The 19,954-nt window shown below is 67.1% G+C and carries 16 protein-coding genes and 1 pseudogene; 10 read left to right on the plus strand and 7 right to left on the minus strand.

The features are described 5' to 3' along the window. Nucleotides 1-350: 350 nt before the first annotated feature. Nucleotides 351-1,217, minus strand: coding sequence for a LysR substrate-binding domain-containing protein (locus tag AC1DNE_RS19910; RefSeq protein ID WP_441473020.1), 867 nt, complete (start codon nucleotides 1,215-1,217; stop codon nucleotides 351-353). Nucleotides 1,218-1,419: 202 nt separating this feature from the next. On the opposite strand from AC1DNE_RS19910, the gene ilvD reads away from it, so the two are divergent. From ilvD to AC1DNE_RS19925, 3 genes are all read left to right on the plus strand, one after another. Next, nucleotides 1,420-3,261: a dihydroxy-acid dehydratase gene (gene ilvD, locus AC1DNE_RS19915; RefSeq protein ID WP_441473021.1), complete on the plus strand. Its 1,842-nt coding sequence runs from the start codon at nucleotides 1,420-1,422 to the stop codon at nucleotides 3,259-3,261. 197 nt (nucleotides 3,262-3,458) lie between these two features. Next, a complete protein-coding gene (locus AC1DNE_RS19920; RefSeq protein ID WP_441473022.1) occupies nucleotides 3,459-4,565 on the plus strand; it encodes an HPP family protein in 1,107 nt (368 codons plus the stop codon). Nucleotides 4,566-4,644: 79 nt separating this feature from the next. Then, nucleotides 4,645-5,580, plus strand: a complete 936-nt coding sequence (locus AC1DNE_RS19925) for a hypothetical protein (protein ID WP_476765581.1) — start codon at nucleotides 4,645-4,647, stop codon at nucleotides 5,578-5,580. 218 nt (nucleotides 5,581-5,798) lie between these two features. On the opposite strand, the gene AC1DNE_RS19930 is transcribed toward AC1DNE_RS19925, so the two are convergent. Next, on the minus strand, nucleotides 5,799-6,284 hold the full coding sequence (locus tag AC1DNE_RS19930; RefSeq protein WP_441473024.1) for a hypothetical protein: 486 nt from the start codon (nucleotides 6,282-6,284) through the stop codon (nucleotides 5,799-5,801). A gap of 232 nt (nucleotides 6,285-6,516) precedes the next feature. Here AC1DNE_RS19930 and AC1DNE_RS19935 point away from each other — a divergent pair, with 232 nt between their 5' ends. Both AC1DNE_RS19935 and AC1DNE_RS19940 read left to right on the plus strand, forming a co-directional pair. Then, nucleotides 6,517-6,960, plus strand: a complete 444-nt coding sequence (locus AC1DNE_RS19935; protein WP_441473025.1) for an Lrp/AsnC family transcriptional regulator — start codon at nucleotides 6,517-6,519, stop codon at nucleotides 6,958-6,960. A gap of 188 nt (nucleotides 6,961-7,148) precedes the next feature. Next, on the plus strand, nucleotides 7,149-8,279 hold the full coding sequence (locus tag AC1DNE_RS19940; RefSeq protein ID WP_476765582.1) for a saccharopine dehydrogenase family protein: 1,131 nt from the start codon (nucleotides 7,149-7,151) through the stop codon (nucleotides 8,277-8,279). A gap of 38 nt (nucleotides 8,280-8,317) precedes the next feature. Here AC1DNE_RS19940 and AC1DNE_RS19945 read toward each other — a convergent pair whose 3' ends face one another. Next, complete coding sequence (locus tag AC1DNE_RS19945) at nucleotides 8,318-8,932, minus strand: HAD family hydrolase (RefSeq protein WP_476841163.1); 615 nt, start codon at nucleotides 8,930-8,932, stop codon at nucleotides 8,318-8,320. A 125-nt stretch (nucleotides 8,933-9,057) separates the two neighbouring features. Here AC1DNE_RS19945 and AC1DNE_RS19950 point away from each other — a divergent pair, with 125 nt between their 5' ends. Further along, entirely contained in the window at nucleotides 9,058-9,930 is an 873-nt protein-coding gene (locus AC1DNE_RS19950) for a protein-methionine-sulfoxide reductase heme-binding subunit MsrQ (RefSeq protein WP_476765583.1), read from the plus strand. 79 nt (nucleotides 9,931-10,009) lie between these two features. Then, the gene (locus AC1DNE_RS19955; RefSeq protein WP_441473029.1) at nucleotides 10,010-11,740 is read left to right on the plus strand and encodes an MFS transporter; all 1,731 of its coding nucleotides are present in this window, start codon (nucleotides 10,010-10,012) and stop codon (nucleotides 11,738-11,740) included. Nucleotides 11,741-11,938: 198 nt separating this feature from the next. Here AC1DNE_RS19955 and AC1DNE_RS19960 read toward each other — a convergent pair whose 3' ends face one another. Further along, on the minus strand, nucleotides 11,939-12,736 hold the full coding sequence (locus AC1DNE_RS19960) for an undecaprenyl-diphosphate phosphatase (protein WP_441473030.1): 798 nt from the start codon (nucleotides 12,734-12,736) through the stop codon (nucleotides 11,939-11,941). Between the two features lie 258 nt (nucleotides 12,737-12,994). Here AC1DNE_RS19960 and AC1DNE_RS19965 point away from each other — a divergent pair, with 258 nt between their 5' ends. Genes AC1DNE_RS19965 through AC1DNE_RS19975 form a run of 3 tightly spaced genes read left to right on the plus strand, consistent with a single transcriptional unit; the run spans nucleotide 12,995 to nucleotide 15,686 of the window. Beyond that, nucleotides 12,995-13,687, plus strand: coding sequence for a glutathione S-transferase family protein (locus AC1DNE_RS19965; protein ID WP_441473031.1), 693 nt, complete (start codon nucleotides 12,995-12,997; stop codon nucleotides 13,685-13,687). Further along, nucleotides 13,585-14,823, plus strand: coding sequence for a tRNA epoxyqueuosine(34) reductase QueG (gene queG, locus AC1DNE_RS19970; RefSeq protein WP_441473032.1), 1,239 nt, complete (start codon nucleotides 13,585-13,587; stop codon nucleotides 14,821-14,823). Before AC1DNE_RS19965 ends, queG begins: the two co-directional genes overlap by 103 nt. Continuing rightward, the gene (locus AC1DNE_RS19975) at nucleotides 14,820-15,686 is read left to right on the plus strand and encodes an SDR family oxidoreductase (protein ID WP_476765584.1); all 867 of its coding nucleotides are present in this window, start codon (nucleotides 14,820-14,822) and stop codon (nucleotides 15,684-15,686) included. The genes queG and AC1DNE_RS19975 overlap by 4 nt, the downstream gene beginning before the upstream one ends. A gap of 6 nt (nucleotides 15,687-15,692) precedes the next feature. On the opposite strand, the gene olsB is transcribed toward AC1DNE_RS19975, so the two are convergent. The 3 genes and pseudogenes from olsB to AC1DNE_RS19990 form a co-directional block, all read right to left on the minus strand. Beyond that, on the minus strand, nucleotides 15,693-16,565 hold the full coding sequence (gene olsB, locus AC1DNE_RS19980) for a l-ornithine N(alpha)-acyltransferase (RefSeq protein WP_441473125.1): 873 nt from the start codon (nucleotides 16,563-16,565) through the stop codon (nucleotides 15,693-15,695). Nucleotides 16,566-16,748: 183 nt separating this feature from the next. Continuing rightward, complete coding sequence (locus AC1DNE_RS19985; protein ID WP_476765585.1) at nucleotides 16,749-18,836, minus strand: hybrid sensor histidine kinase/response regulator; 2,088 nt, start codon at nucleotides 18,834-18,836, stop codon at nucleotides 16,749-16,751. Between the two features lie 165 nt (nucleotides 18,837-19,001). Continuing rightward, a pseudogene (locus AC1DNE_RS19990) lies at nucleotides 19,002-19,925 on the minus strand (YifB family Mg chelatase-like AAA ATPase); the annotation flags it as partial. Nucleotides 19,926-19,954 lie beyond the last annotated feature (29 nt).

Here is a 19,954-nt window from a genome sequence, read left to right on the forward strand (position 1 = left end):
TCTTTCTGTCTTCAATTTTCAAACAGCGTGCGCTCTACAAATTCCGACAGGAACTCGCCCGGTGTCCCGGACGTCAGCCCCAGCCTCATCAGGAAGCGCAGAAGAGGCGCCGCTCAGCGGCGGCGCCGTCTCGATGGGTGGCTTATAGGGCGCGCCCCTTTTCGCTGTCAACGGCGATTTTGAAAGTTTTTCGACAGAGCCAGATTTTTTCGTGAATTCAATGAGTTATCCGGACTCCTGAGTTTTCCACAAGCCGGAGAGCGCCATTCTCGTCCGCTCCGGGGCCAATCCGGCGCCATCCGTCATCAGGCCAGGCGGAAGATGCCAGGAGAGCGCGAGGTCCCGTGCCTTCAGGACGCAGCCGGCGCATCGCTCAGGGCTTCGGCCAGGAAGTCGCTCAGCGCCGCCACCGCCGCCGTTGCGCGCCCCGGCGCCTGGTGCAACGCGATCTCGGAGGCAGGCAAAGCCGGCAGCCCCTGCTCCGGTCCCAGCAATTGCAGCTCGGGGCGAGCGGTGCCCGCCTTGACCACGGTCAGCGCCGCCCCTGATGCCGCCATCGCCTCGACGGCGCCGATGCTCGATGACGAGAACAGGACGCGCCAGCGCAGCCCCGCCTCGTTCAGCGCCTCGAGCGCCCATTCGCGGAACATGTTGGGCGCCTTCAGCAAGGCGAGCTGCAGCGGCTCCTCCAGCGCAAAGGCGGCGCGGTCCGAGCAGGCCCAGGCGGTGTGTTCCCGGCGCAGGACCTGACCACGACCATCACCGGCCTTCTGTGTGGCGAGAACCAGATCGAACTCTTCGCCGAGGCTGTTCAGCAGGTCGCGGGTGAAGCCCGTCGTGACCTCGAGCTCCACCTCGGGATGGGAGCGGGCAAAGCGGGCGAGCGTCTCCGGCAAGACGATCGTGGCGTAGTCGTCCATCACGGCGAGCCTGACGCGGCCGCTCACACTCTGCGCGTTGATGACGTCGAGCGCCTCGTCATGCAGGGCGACGATCCGGCGGGCATAGCCGAGGAACTGTTCGCCCGCGCGCGTCAGCAGCACTTCCTGCGGCGAACGCTGCAGCAGCGTCTGCCCGGCCAGTTCCTCGAGGCGACGGATCTGCGTGCTGACCGTCGACTGGCTGCGGAACAGCGCGGCCGCCGCGCGCGTGAAGCTGCGCAGCTCCGCGACGGTGACGAAGCTGCGCAGCAGATCGACGTCGATATTGCGCAGCATGGCGCAGCGCCCTCAGCTCATTGCAATCCAGCGGCAGCCGTTATGCCAATTCGGAAACCATCTGTCCCGCATGCAGGGGTGGATGGCCGCCATGCGCGGCGCCGATCATGGAAATCGAAGAATTCAATTTTGTCGCAAGGCGCGGCGACGATAGTTTGCCGCCCAACGGGACGCCAGGAGCCCGAGACCGGAGACGCATGAGATGCCCAGGCTGAGATCAGCAACCTCCACCCACGGCCGCAACATGGCCGGCGCCCGCGGCTTGTGGCGTGCCACCGGCATGAAGGACGGCGACTTCGGCAAGCCGATCATCGCGGTGGTCAACTCCTTCACGCAGTTCGTGCCGGGCCACGTCCATCTCCAGGATCTCGGCCAGCTCGTCGCGCGCGAGATCGAGAAGGCCGGCGGCGTCGCCAAGGAATTCAACACCATCGCGGTCGATGACGGCATCGCCATGGGCCATGACGGCATGCTCTACAGCCTGCCCTCGCGCGAGCTCATCGCCGACAGCGTCGAGTACATGGTCAACGCCCATTGCGCCGACGCGATGGTCTGCATCTCCAACTGCGACAAGATCACGCCGGGCATGCTGATGGCGGCGATGCGCCTGAACATCCCGACCGTGTTCGTCTCGGGCGGGCCGATGGAGGCCGGCAAGTTCATCGCCGAGGGCGTGCTGAAGAAGGTCGACCTCGTCGATGCGATGATCGCGGCCGCCGACGACAAGTACACCGATGCCGAGGTCGACGTGATCGAGCGCTCGGCCTGCCCGACCTGCGGCTCCTGCTCGGGCATGTTCACCGCCAACTCGATGAACTGCCTGACCGAGGCGCTCGGCCTCGCGCTGCCCGGCAACGGCTCGACGCTCGCCACCCACGCAGACCGCAAGCGCCTCTTCGTCGAGGCCGGCCATCTGATCGTCGATATCGCGCGCCGCTATTACGACCAGGACGACGAGAGCGTGCTGCCGCGCAATGTCGGCTCGTTCAAGGCGTTCGAGAACGCGATGACGCTCGACATCGCCATGGGCGGCTCGACCAACACGGTGCTGCACCTGCTGGCGGCGGCCCATGAGGCCGAGATCGACTTCACCATGGCCGATATCGACCGGCTGTCGCGGCGCGTGCCCGTGCTGTGCAAGGTCGCGCCCGCCGTCGCCGACGTGCATATGGAAGACGTCCACCGGGCCGGCGGCATCATGGCGATCCTCGGCGAGCTCGACCGCGCCGGGCTGATCGACACTTCGCTGCCGACCGTCCACAGCGCGACGATGGCCGAAGCTCTCTCGCGCTGGGACATCACGCTGACGCAGAGCGAGGCGGTGCGCTCCTTCTACAGCGCTGCGCCCGGCGGCGTGCCGACCCAGACCGCCTTCAGCCAGGACCGGCGCTTCGCCGAGCTCGACGACGACCGCGAGAAGGGGGTGATCCGCAGCGCCGAGCATGCCTATTCCAAGGATGGCGGATTGGCCGTGCTGTTCGGCAACATCGCGCTGGACGGCTGCATCGTGAAGACGGCGGGCGTGGATGCCTCGATCCTGAAATTCTCCGGTCCGGCCGTGATCTTCGAGAGCCAGGACGCGGCGGTCGAAGGCATCCTCAACCGCAAGGTCAACCCCGGCGACATCGTGCTGATCCGCTATGAGGGGCCGCGCGGCGGGCCGGGCATGCAGGAGATGCTCTATCCGACCAGCTATCTGAAGTCGAAGGGCCTCGGAAAAGCCTGCGCGCTGATCACGGACGGGCGCTTCTCGGGCGGCTCGTCCGGCCTCTCGATCGGCCATGTCTCGCCGGAAGCGGCCGAGGGCGGCGCGATCGGCCTCGTCGAGAGCGGCGACATCATCGCGATCGACATCCCGAACCGCTCGATCGAGCTCAAGGTTCCGGACGAGGAGCTGGCGCGGCGCCGCGCGGCAATGGAGGCCAAGGGCAAGGACGCCTGGAAGCCGGCCGCCCCGCGCAAGCGCAAGGTCTCGACCGCGCTCAAGGCCTACGCCGCGACGACGACGAGCGCCGCCAAGGGCGCTGTGCGCGTGGTCGACTGATCGTCCTCAGGTCGACCGGCCAACCCGGCCGGTCGACCTTTTTTCACAGAGATCAAATTTCCAAGGCCCGTCACGCGAAGAGCGATTTCTGCTTTTCCCATCTCCGGACTCGGGCGCGGCAGCAGAATCGCATTGTCCGGCCACCTTCTCGGGCGTATTGAGCCTGCCGAAATTTTGAGCAGCGCCAGCCGAGTTCAATGCCCCTCCCCGTTCTCGAACCACAGACCGGCCAGCGCCGGCGCGGCAAGCTCTTCGCGCCGATCCTGGCCGGCGCGACCTGGCGCGACCGGCTCATCGCCTGCCTGGGCGCGCTGATCGGCGTCGGCGCGACCGGGCTGATTTGCGGACTTCTGCTCGGCAACGACCCGCATTTGCCGCTGCTCGCCGCGCCGATGGGTGCCTCGGCCCTGCTCCTCTTCGCGATACCGTCGAGCCCGCTCGCGCAGCCCTGGTCGATCGTCGGCGGCAATACCGTCTCGGCCCTGATCGGGCTCATGGTCGGCCGCTATGTTCCCGAGCCTGCCATCGCGGCCGGCAGCGCCGTCGCGCTCGCCATCGCCGCCATGTCGCTGCTGCGCTGCCTGCATCCGCCGGGCGGGGCGGCGGCGCTGACGGCAGCGCTCGGCGGCCCTCTCGTCTCCGCCTATGGCCTCGGCTTCGCCTTTGTGCCGGTCGGGCTGAATGCGCTGGTGCTGACCTTGCTCGGCATCCTGTTCCACCGCTTTTCCAGCCACAGCTATCCGCATCGTCCTGCGGCCGCTGCCAATCCGCACGGAACGAACGACCCGCCGGCCAGCCAACGTATCGGCTTCAACGAGGCCGATATCGATGCGGCGCTCGGCGATCTCGGCGAGGCCTTCGACATCGACCGCGGAGATCTCGACCAGCTGCTGCGGCGTGTCGAGATGCATGCGCTCTCGCGCTCGCGCGGCCTGCCGCGCTGCGCCGACATCATGTCCCGCGACATCGTCCGGATCGACCGGCACGGTGAGATCGAAGCCGCACGTGCGCTCCTGCTCGAACACGGCGTTCGCGCCCTGCCCGTCGTCGATCACGACAACCGGCTGCTCGGCATCGTCGGGCTGCGCGAGCTGACGCGGCCGGGCCTGCGCGTCGGCGACGTCATGACGCCGGCCCATACCGCCAGCCCCGATGCGCCCGCCGTGGAGCTGATCGGGCCGTTGACGGATGGCCGCCACCACGCCGTGGTGATCGTCGACGAAACGCAACGCCTGCTCGGCCTGGTGACGCAGAGCGACCTGCTCGCCATGCTCCTCAAGCCGTTGCGGCAGGAAGCCGCCTGACCCCGGACTGCGCCAAAAAACGTTCCCCCTTTTGCCCGTCCTCCTTTAGCTTGCCGCCAATCTCATCGGAGGAACCACAATGCGGGCCGCGGCCGTCGCCTTGATCAGCCTTTTGTCGCTTCCCGCGGAGGCTGCCGGCCCGTTCGGCAAGATCGTCGTCGGCAACTGGTCGGGCGGCACCTTCACCAACGACCAGACGGGCGCCTTCTCGCATTGCGCCGTCAGCGCCCGCTACAAGAGCGGCGTGACGATGCTGACCTCGGTGACGGCGCAGTATTCCTGGCTGCTCGGCTTCACCAAGCCGGACTGGAAGCTCAGGACCGGCGAGACGCTCAATCTCCGGCTCGTTTTCGACCGCAGCTCGACCATCGACGTGACGGCGAACATCAAGACGCCGACGCTGCTGACCATCGCTATGCCGGCGCAATCCAACCTGATCAACGCCTTCCGCCAGGGCCGCTACCTCGAACTGATCGCCAATGACGCGCGCTATACCTTCGCGCTCACCTCGACCGGCGAGATGCTGCCGGCTCTGGTCGAATGCGTGAAGCAGAGCGCCAATGCGCGCGGCCCGGTGACACCCGGCGCGCCCGATCGGGCTCAGACGCCCGAGGCGACGGAGAGGGAGCGCGCGGCGCGGACCGAAAAGAAGGCGCTGCTGGAGAAGACGCGCGACCTGATCCGCAGCAAGATGCTGGCCTGCATCAGCCGGGAAGGCGCGCCGATGCTGCTGACCGACGAGAAGGCGGAGGTCGTGGCCAAGGCGGCGATGCTGTTCTGCAAGGGCGATGTCGACGCACTGACCAACGCCACGATCGAGCTGATCGAGACCGAGGAAGGCCGCCCCGCCAACCGCGGCGTCGTCCGCGAGGCCGCGGAAAAACGGGTTCAGGAGGTGGTGACGGCGCATATCATCCGCGCCCGCGGCGAGATGCTCGGCAGGGGGCAGAGGCCGTCCGATCCGCCGCCGGCGCGGCAGTCTGACCCCGCTTCTCGTCCGTCGCAGATGCTTTAGTTACCGCCGCTCGCACACGGAGCCGCGCCGCCATCCCGAACAAGCCGCGTCAGCGGCGCCGATCCGTGATCCATCGTCAGGCTTCGCTGCGCCAGGATGGATTCCGGGTCTGCGCTTCGCTCAGGAATGACGGTGCGATCCGGCACCGACGCAGCATACCCCGAAACGGAAAACGCCGCGCCCTGCGGCGCGGCGTTCCGAACAAGCCCGGAAGAGGTTCAGCTCTTGAGCTTGGTATTGCACTGGCTCCAGTAGCCGCCACCCTTCTCGATCCATTTCAGGTCGCCATTGGCGTTGGCCGCCTTGTTGGCGTTGTACTGGTCGACGCAGGTCTTGAGGCGCGCCTTGCCGGCGGTCTCGTTCGAATACTTCTGCGAAACGGCCCTGGGGAACACCGCCGCCTTGGCCTTGCCGGCAGGCATCGCAGCAGGCTTGGCGGCCGGAGCGGCCGTCGTCGCCGCCGTTGCGGCAGGCTTCGCCGGCTCGGCCGGCACCGCAGCCGCGGCCTCGTCGTCGGCGGCATCGTCGTCACCACACTGGGCCTTGCGGAAATCGTTCCACTTCTGGCCCTTGAGCGCATTGGCCTTCTTGGCGTCCTGATACTTGACGCTGCACTCCTTCATCGTCAGCGCCGAGGCCGGCGTCGCCGCGAAGGAAGCAAGAGCAAGGGCCGATGCGGATGCGAGAATGAATGTCCTGAACATGACCTTCTCCATGGCAAAGCGTGCTGCCGCCGGTCGGCATGCCACTCCGATTTGCGCCCCGAGGCAAGCCCTTTCCGGCGCGCCGAATTACCTTTCGCCTGCAAAATGTTCCTTTGTAGGCAAGCCCTTGCGCCGATCGCGGAGGGAAAGCCCGGCGGATCTTTCATGCCGGCCTTGCCGGGCTGCACGATTTCCCTGCTATATGACGGCCCATCTCACACCCGGAGACGATATGGCACGGCCCTCCGACGCCGCGAAGGACCGCGAGCTCATCCGCATTCTGACTGAAAATGCCCGGCTTCCCCTGTCCGACATCGCGAAGCAGCTCGGTGTCTCGCGGGCGACCGCGCAGGGGCGGCTGGCCCGGCTGGAACGCGACGGCGTGATCGCGGGCTACACCACGATCCTGGGCAAGGCGACCCGGCCGGCCACCACGATCTCCGCCCTCATCCTGATCGAGCTCGAGGTGAAGCAGCAGGGCGGCGTGGTCGCAGCCCTGAAGAAGCGCCCTGAAATCGTGCAATGCCACACGTTGAGCGGCCATTTCGACCTGTCCGTCAAGATCGAGTGCGAGACGGCGAGCGACCTCGACACCATCATCGACTGGATCGCCGAGATGGAAGGCGTCCGGCGCACGACATCCTCCGTGATTCTGGCCCGGAAGTTCGAGCGCTGACACTGCCGCGACGGCCCCGCCGGGGGCCCTCTCGTCCATTTCACATCGATCTGGCGCATATCCCTTCATCTTGAAGGCACATCGCTGCGCGCGGCGGCGATCCGCTCGTTAAAGCGTGCGCCGCCTGAAGCGATGCTTGGCGAGAGAGGGAGGTGCCTTGCCTGCCCGACCCGTCAGGAGATCGCGACATGACCATCCAGAAGCAGCGCATTGCCGTGCTCGGCGCCGGCCAGATCGGCGTCATCATCGCCGGCATGCTGGCCGAGCAGGGCCATGAGGTGACGCTGGCCGACGCTTCCGCGGCGCAGCTCAAGCATGCCGCCGGCGGCCGCTTCGCCACCGCGACCGTCGACGCCTCCGACCTCGCTGCGCTCAGCGCCTTCCTCAAGGACCGCGACATCGTCGTCAGCGCCTGTCCGTACTTCCTGAACAAGGGCATCGCCAAGGTCGCGGCCGAGACCAAGACCCATTATTTCGACCTGACCGAGGACGTCGCCACCACCTCCTACATCAAGGAACTCGGCGAGACCTCCGATGTCGCGCTCGTCCCGCAATGCGGCCTCGCCCCCGGCTTCATCTGCATCCTCGGCGCCGACATGGCGGCGCGCTTCGAGAACGTCCGGACCATCAAGATGCGCGTCGGCGCCCTGCCGCTCTATCCGACCAACGCGCTGCGCTACAACGTGACCTGGTCGGTCGACGGGCTGATCAACGAGTACTGCAACCCCTGCGAGATCGTCTTCGACGGGCAGCCGACGCTGGTTCCGGCGCTCGAAGGCATCGAGGGCGTCATGATCGACGGCGTTGCCTACGAGGCCTTCAATACCTCGGGCGGGCTGGGCACGCTGACCGAGACGCTGGCCGGCAAGGTGCGCAACATGAGCTACAAGACGTTGCGCTATCCCGGCCATGCCGAGATCATGAAGCTGCTGCTGCGCGATCTCGACCTCGCCGACGACCGCGAGACCCTGCGCCGCATCCTCACCCACTCCGCGCCCTTCACCCGCAAGGACGTCGTCGTGATCTTCGTCACCGGCGTCGGCGAGCGGCGCGGTCGCCTCGAGGAGGAGAGCGTCGTGCTGCGCTATGACGGCAATGACGAGCTCGGCGCGATCCAGCTCACCACCGCCGCCGGCTGCGTCGCGATGATCGAGCTCTTCCTCGCCGGCAAGCTGCCCGCCAAGGGCTTCGTGCGGCAGGAGGATGCCGTCCTCGCCGACTTCCTCGCGACCAAGGCGGGCACCCGGCTGCTGCGCGAGGCGCGCGGCGTCGATGCCGAAGGCCTCGTCCCCACCGTCGCGATCAAGAGCGCGGCCTGAGGGCTCGCGCTCCCTTCCGACAAGTCAGGCTCTGCCCGTCAGAGCCTGACGCCCAGGCCGCGCAGCTCGGCGCGCAGGTCGATGGGCTCGACGAAATGGAGGGCCCGCATGCCGACGTCGCGGGCCCCCACGATGTTTTTCTCGCTGTCGTCCACGAAGATGCAATCGCCCGCCTCAAGGCCATAGCGGCCGAGCAACACCTCGTAGATCGCCCGGTCCGGCTTCAGCAGGCGCTCGTGGGCGGAGACGACGACGCCGTCGAAGCTCTGCAGGAAGGGAAAGCGGATCAGGCATTCCGCCCATTTCTCGCGCGAGAAATTGGTGATGGCGTAGACCTTCTCGCCCTGCCCTTTCAGCTCCTCCAGCACTGCGACGCTGTCCGCGATGGCGTGCGGGATGCTGTCGTGCCAGCGCTCGTCATAGGCGCGGATTTCGCGCTCCCATTCCGGATGCCGGTCGACCAGCGACGCCACGGCCTCCTCCCAGGAACGGCCGCGATCCTGCTCGATGTTCCAGGCCATGGTGCAGACATTCTGCATGAACCAGTCCAGCCGCTCGGGATCGGGAATCAGCGCGCTGTAGATCAGCCGCGCATCCCAGCGCAGCAGCACGTTGCCGACATCGAAGACGACGGTGGGATTGCTGGTAGCCATCGTGAAACCCGCTTGAAATGGGCCGGCAGGACACCCCATTCACACGCTTGTGTCCAGACGTGCAGGACAGTGGCCGACCCTATCGTTTATGCCGGGGGCATGAGCGTTCGCATCGGAGACCGCCCGTGAAAGCTTGGCTGCCATGGACCGACCGACAGGGCCGCTTCTCGGCCTTGCGGGCCGCGACTTTCGCATTGCTGTTCGTGCCGGCGCTGCTGCTGCTCCACGCTGCCTGGATGCATCAGCTTGGTTCCAAGCCCTGGACCGAAGCGATTCACCAGACCGGCACATGGGCGGTGAGAATCCTCGTCGTGACGCTCGCCGTCTCGCCGTTCCGGCGGTTGTTCGACTGGGGCAAGCTGATCGGAATCCGCCGCATGCTCGGGCTCGGCGTGATGGCCTATGCGCTCGGCCATATCTCGCTCTATTGCATCGACATGGCGTTCGACTGGGGGCTGATCGCCTCCGAGATCGTCAAGCGCTTCTACCTCACCATCGGCTTCGTGGCGCTCCTCGGCCTCTGCGCGCTCGGCGCGACCTCGACCGACGGCATGATCCGCCGGCTCGGCAAGAAATGGCAGCGCCTGCACAATCTCGTCTATCCGATCGCGGTGCTGGCGCTGCTGCACTTCGCGCTGCAGTCCAAGATCGATGTCACCGAGCCTGTGCTGACGAGCGGGCTATTCCTGCTGCTGATGCTGTATCGCGGCCTTTATCGCTGGAAGCTGCCGGTCTCGGCACCGGTTCTGGCCGGGGTCGCGCTTCTCGCCGGGCTGCTCACAGCCGGCCTGGAAGCCGGCTGGTATGCGGCGACCTCCGGCGTCTCGGCCTGGCTGGTCCTGCAGGCCAATTCCGACATCCTGACCTATCAGGATTATGCCTCGCTGCGGCCGGCGCATTGGGTGGTCCTGGCCGGGCTTCTGGTCGCGTTCGGCCATGGGTTGCGCGCCCGCAAGCCGCGCCCGCCGCGGCAGGCACGCCAGCCCGCGGTGGCGTAGGGAGAAAAACTTTCCAAGTTTCGACATCTTCAAGATGGAAAGGATTTCCCCTCCCGCACTCATGCTCTAACCCTATGGCATGCCTGACGATCCGCACGCCCAGCCCACGGCCGATGTCGTAGAAGCCGAGCTCGCCTCGGAAGGCATCAATCCAGCGCAGGTCCGGGTCTCGCCCTTCGTTCCGCTGCAGCAGCCGATTTTCCGCGCCGTCTGGTTCGCCAGCCTCGCCTCGAATTTCGGCGGTCTGATCCAGGCGGTCGGAGCCTCCTGGATGATGGCTTCGATCTCGCCTTCGGCCGAGATGGTGGCGCTGGTGCAGTCCTCGACCACCCTGCCGGTGATGCTGTTCTCGCTGGCCGCCGGCGCCATCGCCGACAATTACGATCGCCGCCGTATCCTGCTGGTCGCGCAGGTCTTCATGCTGCTGGTCTCGATGGCGCTGGCTGCCTTCGCCTGGTTCGGCCTGATCACGCCCTGGCTGCTCCTGACCTTCACCTTCCTGATCGGCTGCGGCACGGCGCTCAACAACCCGGCCTGGCAATCATCGGTCGGTGACATGGTTCCGCGCCGCGACGTGCCGGCGGCGGTGACGCTGAACAGCGTCGCCTTCAACATCGCCCGCAGCGTCGGCCCGGCCATCGGCGGCGCGATCGTCGCAGCCGCGGGCGCGGTCGCAGCCTTCGCCATCAATGCGTTCAGCTATATCCCGCTGCTCGTCGTGCTGGCGCGCTGGGAGCCGCCCAAGGTCGAACGGCTCCTGCCGCGCGAGACGATGCTGATCGCGATGGGCGCGGGCGTGCGCTATGTCGCGATGTCGCCGAACATCCGCTCCGTCATCCTGCGCGCCTTCGTCTACGGCTTCGGCGCCATCGTCGGGCTGGCGCTTTTGCCGCTGATCGCGCGCGACCTCGTCCGCGGCGGCCCGCTCACCTATGGCGTGCTGCTCGGCGCGTTCGGCGCCGGCGCGGTGGCCGGCGCCTTCATGAGCGCGCGCCTGCGGCGGGCGATGAGCACCGAAGCTCTGGTTCGCTCCACCTTCACCGCCTACGCCGTGGGCGTCATTTTCGTCGCGCTCAGCGCGACCATGCCGCTGGCAATGGCCGGGCTTTTCGTCTGCGGCGCCTGCTGGGTGCTCGCGCTCTCGACCTTCAACGCCACGGTGCAGCTCTCGGCGCCGCGCTGGGTCGTCGGCCGCGCGCTCGCGACCTACCAGATGGCGGCCTTCGGCGGCATGGCAACCGGCAGCTGGGCCTGGGGCCGGCTGGCGCAACATTTCGGCGTCGAGAAGGCCCTGCTGATCTCGGCGGTCACGCTGCTGGCCGGCGCCGCGCTCGGGCTGCGCTACCGGCTGCCGCCGCTGGAAGAGCTCAATCTCGATCCGCTCAGCCGCTGGCGCGAGCCGAAGGTCGCGGTCGACATCGAGCCACGATCCGGCCCGGTGATCGTGACGATCGAATACATCGTCAAGCCGGAGGATGTCGTCGCCTTCCTGACCGTGATGGCGGAACGTCGCCGCATCCGGCGCCGCGACGGCGCCCGGCACTGGACCCTGCTGCGCGACCTGACCGATCCGACGCTCTGGATCGAGCGCTACGACAGTCCGACCTGGGTCGAATATGTCCGGCAGAACCAGCGCGTCACCCAGGCCGATGCAGAGATCGGCGAGCGCGTGCGTGCGCTGCATAGCGGGCCGAACCCGCCGGTGGTCCATCGCATGATCGAGCGGCAGACAACCTCCCTGCCGCAAATGCCGGCGACGAGGTCTCCGACGCTCGCCGACTCGCTGGCCGATACGTCGCGACCGGCCTGAACCCACGACGCTCCCACATCATCGGGGGAGCAATGTGCCCCAGTCTCCCCGGACGCGGCACAAATCCCAGTTGTCGTCATGCTCGCCCTTGTGGCGAGCATCCACGCCTTGAACCGCTTCGGCGAAGGAAGACGTGGATGGTCGGGACAAGCCCGACCATAACGTCGCGAGTTCGACGAACTTACGTGAGCAGCCCGTTCAACCGACGATCCAGAGGCCGGCGAGCCCGACCATGCCGACGATGATGCGCCACCAGGCGAAGGGGGCGAAACCGCGCTTCGAGACGAAGTCGAGGAAGCTGCGCACCACGATCAGAGCCGAGAAGAAGGCCGCGATGAAGCCGACGACGATCAGGATGCTGTCGTCGAAAGTCAGGTCCTTGTAGCTCTTCAGCAAGTCATAGGCGAAGGCGCCCGCCATGGTCGGCATGGCGAGGAAGAAGGAGAACTCGGCCGCAGCCCGCTTGCTGGCACCCAGCAGCATGGCGCCGACGATGGTCGAGCCCGAGCGTGAGACGCCGGGGATCATCGCCAGGCACTGGATCAGGCCGATCTTGAAATACATCGGCAGCGGGAAAGTCGTGGCGTCGGTGTGCTTCTCCTGCAGCTCCATCTCGTCCACGACGAGCAGGATCAAGCCGCCGGCGATCAGTGCACAGCAGACGATGAAGGGGTTGAACAGCACGGTCTTGATGAAGCCGTGCAAGGCGGCGCCGATGATCGCGGCGGGCAGGAAGGCGATCAGCACGCCGATGACGAAGCGCCGGGCGGAAGGATCGCTCGGCAGTCTCAGCGCGATGTCGAGCAGGCGGCGGAAATAGACCAGCAGAATCGCCAGGATCGCGCCGAGCTGGATCAGCACCTCGAAGGTCTTGCCGTTCGATTCGAAGCCGAGGAAATGGCCCAGCAACAGCAGATGTCCCGTCGAGGAGACCGGCAGGAACTCGGTGAGGCCCTCGACGATGCCGAGGACGAAGGCTTCGATCAGGTTCTGCATGCGGGAGATCCTCGCGCGAATCAGACCGCACCTGGCCGGGCGTCGGTCGTCGTCTCGTCGGCTTACGCCCAGCCCTTTGCAAATTGGTTACCACTTCGCGAAGGAGCCGGGACAAATTGTATGCTCCCGCATTGCCGCGGCTTGTGACGTTTTTCGGGCATGATTATAGCAAGCCCGGTCGCCCCTTCGGATCGCTTGAAAGTCCGGCGGCCCTGCTTCCGACGCATTTTGCCTGCTTCACAAGTCTTCATGAGTGCCATGGCGACCCTGTACCATTACCCGCTATGTCCGCATTCGCGTTTCATCCGTCTCGTACTTGGCGAGTTCGGCATGGAGGCCGAGTTGGTCGAGGAACGCGTCTGGGAGCGGCGACGGGAATTCCTCGAGCTCAACACGGCGGGGACGACGCCCGTCTTCCAGGAGCAGAACGGGTTGCCGGTGCCCGGCGCCGGACCGATCGCGGAATATCTCGACGAGACCCGCGGGCTTGCGCTCAGCGATCGCCGTCTCCTGCCGGAAGGCCCCGGCGAGCGCGTCGAAGTGCGCCGCCTGCTCGACTGGTTCAACGTCAAGTTCCATGAGGAGATCACCGGCCCGCTGGTGCTGGAAAAGGTGATGAAGCGGTTCATGAGCCGCGACGAGGGCGGCGGACCGCCGGAAATGAGCGCGATCCGCGCCGCCCGCGCGAATGTGCGCTATCATTTGCGCTACATCTCCTGGCTGCTGGCCAAAAGGAACTGGCTCGCGGGCGCGCAGCTGAGCTATGCCGATCTCGCGGCGGCGGCGCATCTGTCCTGCGTCGACTATCTCGGCGACGTGCCCTGGGAAGAGGATGAGGCGGCTCGCTCATGGTATGCGAGGATCAAGTCGAGACCGAGCTTCCGGCCGCTGCTGAGCGACCGCGTGCCCGGCATGTCTCCGAGCGCCCATTACGACAATCTGGACTTCTGAGCGGCGAGAAGCTGAAGCGCGCCGTCACCGAGCGGGCGCTCGGCGAAGGCTTCGCCGTGATGCGCGTCGCCGCGGCCGATGCCATCCCGGAGGCGCCGGAGCGGCTCGAAGCCTGGCTCGCCAGCGGCTATCAGGGCGAGATGGGCTGGATGGAGGAGCGCCGCGACCAGCGCGCCGATCCGCGCCGACTGTGGGGCGAGGTTCGCTCCGTCATCATGCTCGGCATGAACTATGCGGGCGACGGCGATCCCCTCGCCACGCTGGCTCAGCCCGACAAGGCTACGATCTCGCTCTATGCGCGCCGCCGCGACTATCACGACGTCATCAAGGGCAAGCTGAAGAGCGTGGCCGGGTTGCTCGCCGCGCGCGGCGGTGCCGACGTCAAGGTCTTCGTCGACACTGCCCCGGTGATGGAAAAGCCGCTGGCGCAGGCGGCCGGCCTCGGCTGGCAGGGCAAGCATACGGTACTGGTTTCGCGTGAGCACGGCTCCTGGCTGCTGCTCGGCGCGATCTACACCACCGCGGAGCTGCCCGCCGACGCGCCCGAGCGCGATCATTGCGGCTCCTGCCGGCGCTGCCTCGACATCTGCCCGACAGACGCCTTTCCGGCGCCCTACCGGCTCGATGCGCGCCGCTGCATCGCCTATCTCACCATCGAACATCCCGGCCATATCGATGCGCAATTGCGGCCGGGCATCGGCAACCGCGTCTTCGGCTGCGACGACTGCCTCGCCGTCTGTCCGTGGAACAAGTTCGCGCAGACCGCGCAGGAAACCCGGCTCGCCCTCAAGGACGAGCTCGACGGGCTGGACCTCGCCGCACTCGCCCGCCTGGACGATACCGCGTTTCGTGCACTCTTCGCCGGCACGCCGGTGAAGCGCACCGGGCGCGACCGCTTCCTGCGCAATGTCCTGATCGCCATCGGCAACAGCGGCCGGGCGGAGCTTGCCGAAAGCACCCTGCCCCATCTCGCCGATCCCTCGCCGCTCGTCCGCGCCATGGCGGTCTGGGCTCTCGGCCGGCTCGCCCCCGAACACGCCAGCAAGCTCGCTGCTGGAGGTCTCGGCGGCGAGAGCGACCTGCAGGTGCGCGCCGAATGGCTCGCGCTCACGCCTCAGACGGAAGACGCTGCATGAACATCCTGATCCTCGGCCTCGGCTATTCGGCCGGCTTCTTCGCGCGCGCCGCACTGGCGCGGGGATGGGAGGTGACCGGCACCGTCCGTTCCGCCGAGAAGGCGGTCCATCTCAGCCGCGAAGGCATCCGCACGCTGGTCTTCGACGGCTTCGCCGTATCGTCGGCGCTCGGCAAGGCGGTGGCGGAAGCCGACGCAGTGCTGGTCTCGGTGCAGCCGTCCGAGGATGGTGACCCGGCGCTCGGCCCGCTGCGCAGCGCGCTCGCTGCGGCGCCTAACTTGCGCTGGATCGGCTATCTCTCGACGATCGGCGTCTATGGCGACCAGGGCGGCGCCTGGATCGACGAGGCCACGCCGCCCGCTCCGACCAACGGCCGCACCCGCCAGCGCTTCGCGATCGAGGAGGCCTGGCTGCAGCTTGGACGCGACAGCGGCAAGCCGGTGCAGATCTTCCGTCTCTCCGGCATCTACGGTCCCGGCCGTAACGCCATCACCAAGTTGCGCGAGGGCAAGGCGAACCGGCTGGTCAAGCCGGGCCAGGTTTTCAACCGCATCCATGTCGACGACATCGCCGGGGTGCTGATGGCCTCGCTGGCGCAGCCCCGCAACGGCGCGATCTATAACGTCACCGACGACGAGCCGGGGCCGCCGCAGGACGTCATCACCTTCGCGGCCGAACTGACCGGCCTCGAGCCGCCGCCGGAAACCCCGTTCGAACAAGCGCAGCTCTCACCGATGGCCGCGAGCTTCTACGGCGAAAGCAAGCGTGTCTCGAATGCGCTGGTGAAGCGGGAGTTAGGCTATGCCTTCCGCTATCCGACCTATCGCGAGGCGCTGCGCGCGCTGGCGGCAGCCGGCGAATAGTTTCCGTCAGGCCGCGCGGCGCGGGGTCTCGCCGCCATAGTAGTCGGTGTAGCGCTTGTCGATGGCCGAGACCGGCAGCACGACGAGCACGTCGGTCGTGCCGAACTGGCGGTCGATCACGGCGCCGGTGCCGAAGCGCGCGCCGATCCGGAGATAGCCCTTGATCAACGGGGGCAACTCCTTGAGCGCGAGCTTGGCGTCGATCAGCTCCGACGGCAGGCGATCCATGCCGACGAAATGCTCGGGATGCGCAGTCGCGGCCCATTCGCCCTGCGAGCGAGCCTGATGGTGCAGGAAGCTCAACGGCAGGGCCAGCGAGTCGGGATCGGTCCCGTCGAAGGAAGCGCAGCCGAACATCGCATCGATGCGGTGATGCTGGAGGTAAGCCCAGATACCCGACCAGAGCAGCTCGACCGTCCGCTTGGTGCGGTAGGGCTTCAGGACGCAAGAGCGGCCGAGTTCGAGGAAGCGCTGACCGGGATGGCGCGCGAGCAGCGGCGCCAGATCGAATTCGCTCTGCGTGTAGAAGCCGCCGAGGCGTTCGGCTGCGCTCTGGCGCATCAGCCGGTAGGTGCCGACGACCTTGGGCTTGATACCGCCGAAGCGGCCGCGCGCCGCATGATCGATGACGAGGAGATGGTCACAGGCCTTGTCGAAGCGGTCGGCGTCGCGGCGGAACATCCGCGACACGACATCGGCCTTGGCCGACATCTCCTGGTAGAACACACGGTAGCGCAGGCGCTGCGCCCGCCAGATCTCGCGCGGGCCGCGCGCCAGCCGAACCTCGAGCGAGCCTAGCCGGCCGAGCGTTCCCGAAAGCGGGGGAGCCTCGCCGGGCTCGGCGCCGAAACGGCGCATCGGAGCGCCCGCGATCAGCATCAGTGGAGCGAACCTGGTGAACGGATTGCCGGCTGAAAATCGGGAGGGCAGCGCGTTCTTGCTGTCAGAAACGTGCAATGCCATTGCGAATCTCGGTCCCTCAGCCGCGTTCGGCCTAGAGGTAGGCTTGCCCGGAGCATCTTACAACTTCGCGACAGAACTGCGTCGATGGGATGACTACCGTCAAGCCGAGAGGCTGCCCGCCGGCGGTTGAGACAGGCGCTCGAGCCAGCGCAGCAATGCCGCGCGCTCCAGCGGCTTGGCGAGACAGTCGTCCATCCCCGCCGCTAAAGCCGCCTCCTGATCGGCCTCCGCGACATTCGCCGTGACGGCGACGAGCGGCAAGCCGGAGGCGCGCCCGAGCCGGCGCTCGAGCGCGCGGACGGCGCGTGCGCAGTCGAGCCCCGTCATCACCGGCATGCGCACATCGAGAAGGGCGAGCGCCAGCGGCGGAGCAGTGCCGGCAAAGCTCGCCTCGACGCGCTGCAGAGCCTCGCGCCCGTCGCGCGCCCAGAAAGCGATGCAGCCGAAGCGTTCGAGCGTCCGAACGACCAGCAGCGCGTTGATTTCATTGTCCTCGGCCACGAGCACATGGAGGCCCGTTCCGGGCACGTTGCGCGCGGATGCAGCGACATTCGCGATTTCGCCCATCGCCGGCAGCATGTGCGGGAAGTCGGCATCGAGCCGTTCATAGAGCGAGCGCGTCCGCACCGGCTTGATGAGAAAGCCGGAGAAGCCCGCCGTCTGCGGCGCACCGAACTGCCGCCGCTCCAGAGGCGAGAGCAGGATCAGGCAATCTCGGATGCCCGACGCAGCGACCGCTGCCGCAAGATCCTTCGCCGGCATATCGCCGAGCGCGTGGTCGATCAGAACGGCTGTCGGAAGGGTTTCGCCGATCAGCTTCACGCGCGCCGCCTCGACAGTCGTCGCGACAGAGACCGCCGCCCCGGTCACCCGGACCGCTTCCGCCAGAAAGCGCGCCGCGAACGGAACGGGCGAGACCAGCAGGATATGCTGATGCGGCCAATGCGGAATGCCCGGACGCGCAGCATCGGAAGCTGCCGCGAGCGGCAGGGTGACGCGGAAGGTTGCTCCTTCGCCTAGCCGGCTTTCGGCCCTCACTTCGCCGGCCATCAAGCCAACGAGGCGCCGGACGATCGCCAGCCCGAGGCCAGCTCCGGACTGCCGTATGCCGGCACCGTGCTCGACCTGTTCGAATTCGCTGAAGATGTCGTCGAGCCGGTCGGCGGGAATGCCGGGTCCGGTATCGGCGACGGTGATCTCGACATCTGCACCCGACAGACGCAGGCTAAGACCGACACCGCCGGCTTCGGTGAACTTCACCGCATTTCCGACGAGGTTGAGCAGAATCTGCCGCAGGCGGTCGCGGTCGCCGATGAGGCGCGTGGGCAGCTCGGGCGCAATATGGGCGGAGAGCTCGATGCCCTTCGCCTGCGCCCGCGGCGCCATCAGTTCCGCCACCGTCTCGACCAGCTGGACGACGTCGAAGGGCTCCTCGACCAGCTCAAGCTTGCCGGCCTCGACCTTGGCGAAATCCAAGATGTCGTCGACCAGGGCGAGCAAGGCCTCGCCGGAGGTCCGCAGCGCCGCGATGTAGGTTGCCTGCTCCGCGTCGGGGCCGGTATCCGTCAGCAGGTCGGCCATCCCCAGGATGCCGTTGAGCGGCGTGCGGAACTCGTGGCTGACGGTGGCGAGGAAGCGCGATTTCGCCTCGCTCGCGGCTTCGGCCCGGGCGCGGGCCTCGACGAGGGCGTCCTCGCCGGCGATGCGGGCGGAGATGTCGCGCCCGACGCGTTGGATGAGGGCCCTCCCGCCGTTTCCCGGAACCGCCGTCTCCACCCAGGAAATCCAGCGCTCGCCTTCATAGGTCGCCAGGCACTCATCGAAGCTGCGCGCTCCGCCTTCGAGCAGCTGCGCCGGCCGGCTGGCGAGTTGCGGCAATTGCATCTTGCTGCCGACGAGGTCGACCTCGCTCGCGCCGAACAGCGCCCCATAAGCCCGGTTGGCATAGACGATGCGCGCACCGTCCCGCCTGACGATCAGATCTCCCTGGGCCTCGATCAGGCTGCGATAGCGTTCCTCGCTGTCGGCGAGGGTCCAAAGCCGGTCATTGAGATTCTCGGTGTCGCGGAGCAAAGCGGCGACCTGCCGGCGCAGCTGTTCGCGCTGGAACAGGAGCCGAGCGATCAGCACGCATAGCGCGAGCGCTGCGCTTCCGACGATGAGCCATGACCAGAATGACGAAGCCATGCTCCTCGATCTAGCGCTCGTCCCTTGAGAAAGGCGCCTGCGAACTCCGCGGATTCGCCGCTCGGCCTTAAGGGTCGGTTAACCCCGCGGACTTCCAGCCCGTTGTTTTATCGCACTTTCTTCAGCCGAACCGGCGTCCGCTTCGCTCGAAAACGCGCCATGCGATCAGGCCGCCTGAACGAGCTCGCCCCCGCGCGCGCGATAGGACAGCGCCTCCGCCAGATGCAGCCGCCCGACCTTCGCCTCGCCATCGAGATCGGCGAGCGTGCGGGCCACCTTCAGAACGCGATGATAGGCGCGGGCGGTCAAGCGCATCGCCTCCGCAGCATCGCGCAGAAGGGCGAGCCCGGCATTGTCGGGCCGCGCGATCTCTTCCAGCACCGGCGGGGGGCAGGCTGCGTTGGTGGTGACGTGGCCCAGGCCGCGCTGAGGCAGCTCCAGCGCCTCGAAGCGCGCGCTCTGGATCTGACGGGCCGCAGCGACCCTTGCGGCGACTGTGGCCGAATCCTCTCCCGTCGAGGGCAGGATCAGGTCGGCAGCCGTGACCGCGGGAAGATCGATCGCGATATCGATCCGGTCGAGCAGCGGACCGGACAAGCGAGTCTGATACTGCGCCATGCAGCGCTCGTTCGGCTGTCGGCGGCAGGCGAAGCCGGGCTCTGTCGCCTTGCCACAGCGGCACGGGTTCATCGCCGCCACGAGCTGGAATCGGGCGGGATAGGAGACCCGGTGATTGGCGCGGGAGATCAGGACATCGCCGGTCTCCATCGGCTGCCGCAACGCATCCAGCACCTGCGGCTGGAACTCGGGCAACTCATCGAGGAAGAGCACGCCGTGATGGGCAAGCGAGACCTCCCCCGGCCTGGCATGAAGGCCGCCTCCGACGAGCGCTGCCATCGAAGCCGAATGATGCGGCGCCCGGAACGGGCGGCGATCGGTCAGTGCGCCGTCGGCAAGATGGCCCGCGACCGAGAGCACCATTGAGACCTCGAGCAGTTCGCGCGGAGAAAGCGGCGGCAGAATCGACGGCAGGCGGCTCGCCAGCATCGACTTTCCGGCGCCCGGTGGACCGTTCATAAGCAGGTTATGATACATTAATGAATTCCCAGATAAGAGTT

The organism is Allobosea sp. 05L423 (genome assembly GCF_056397745.1).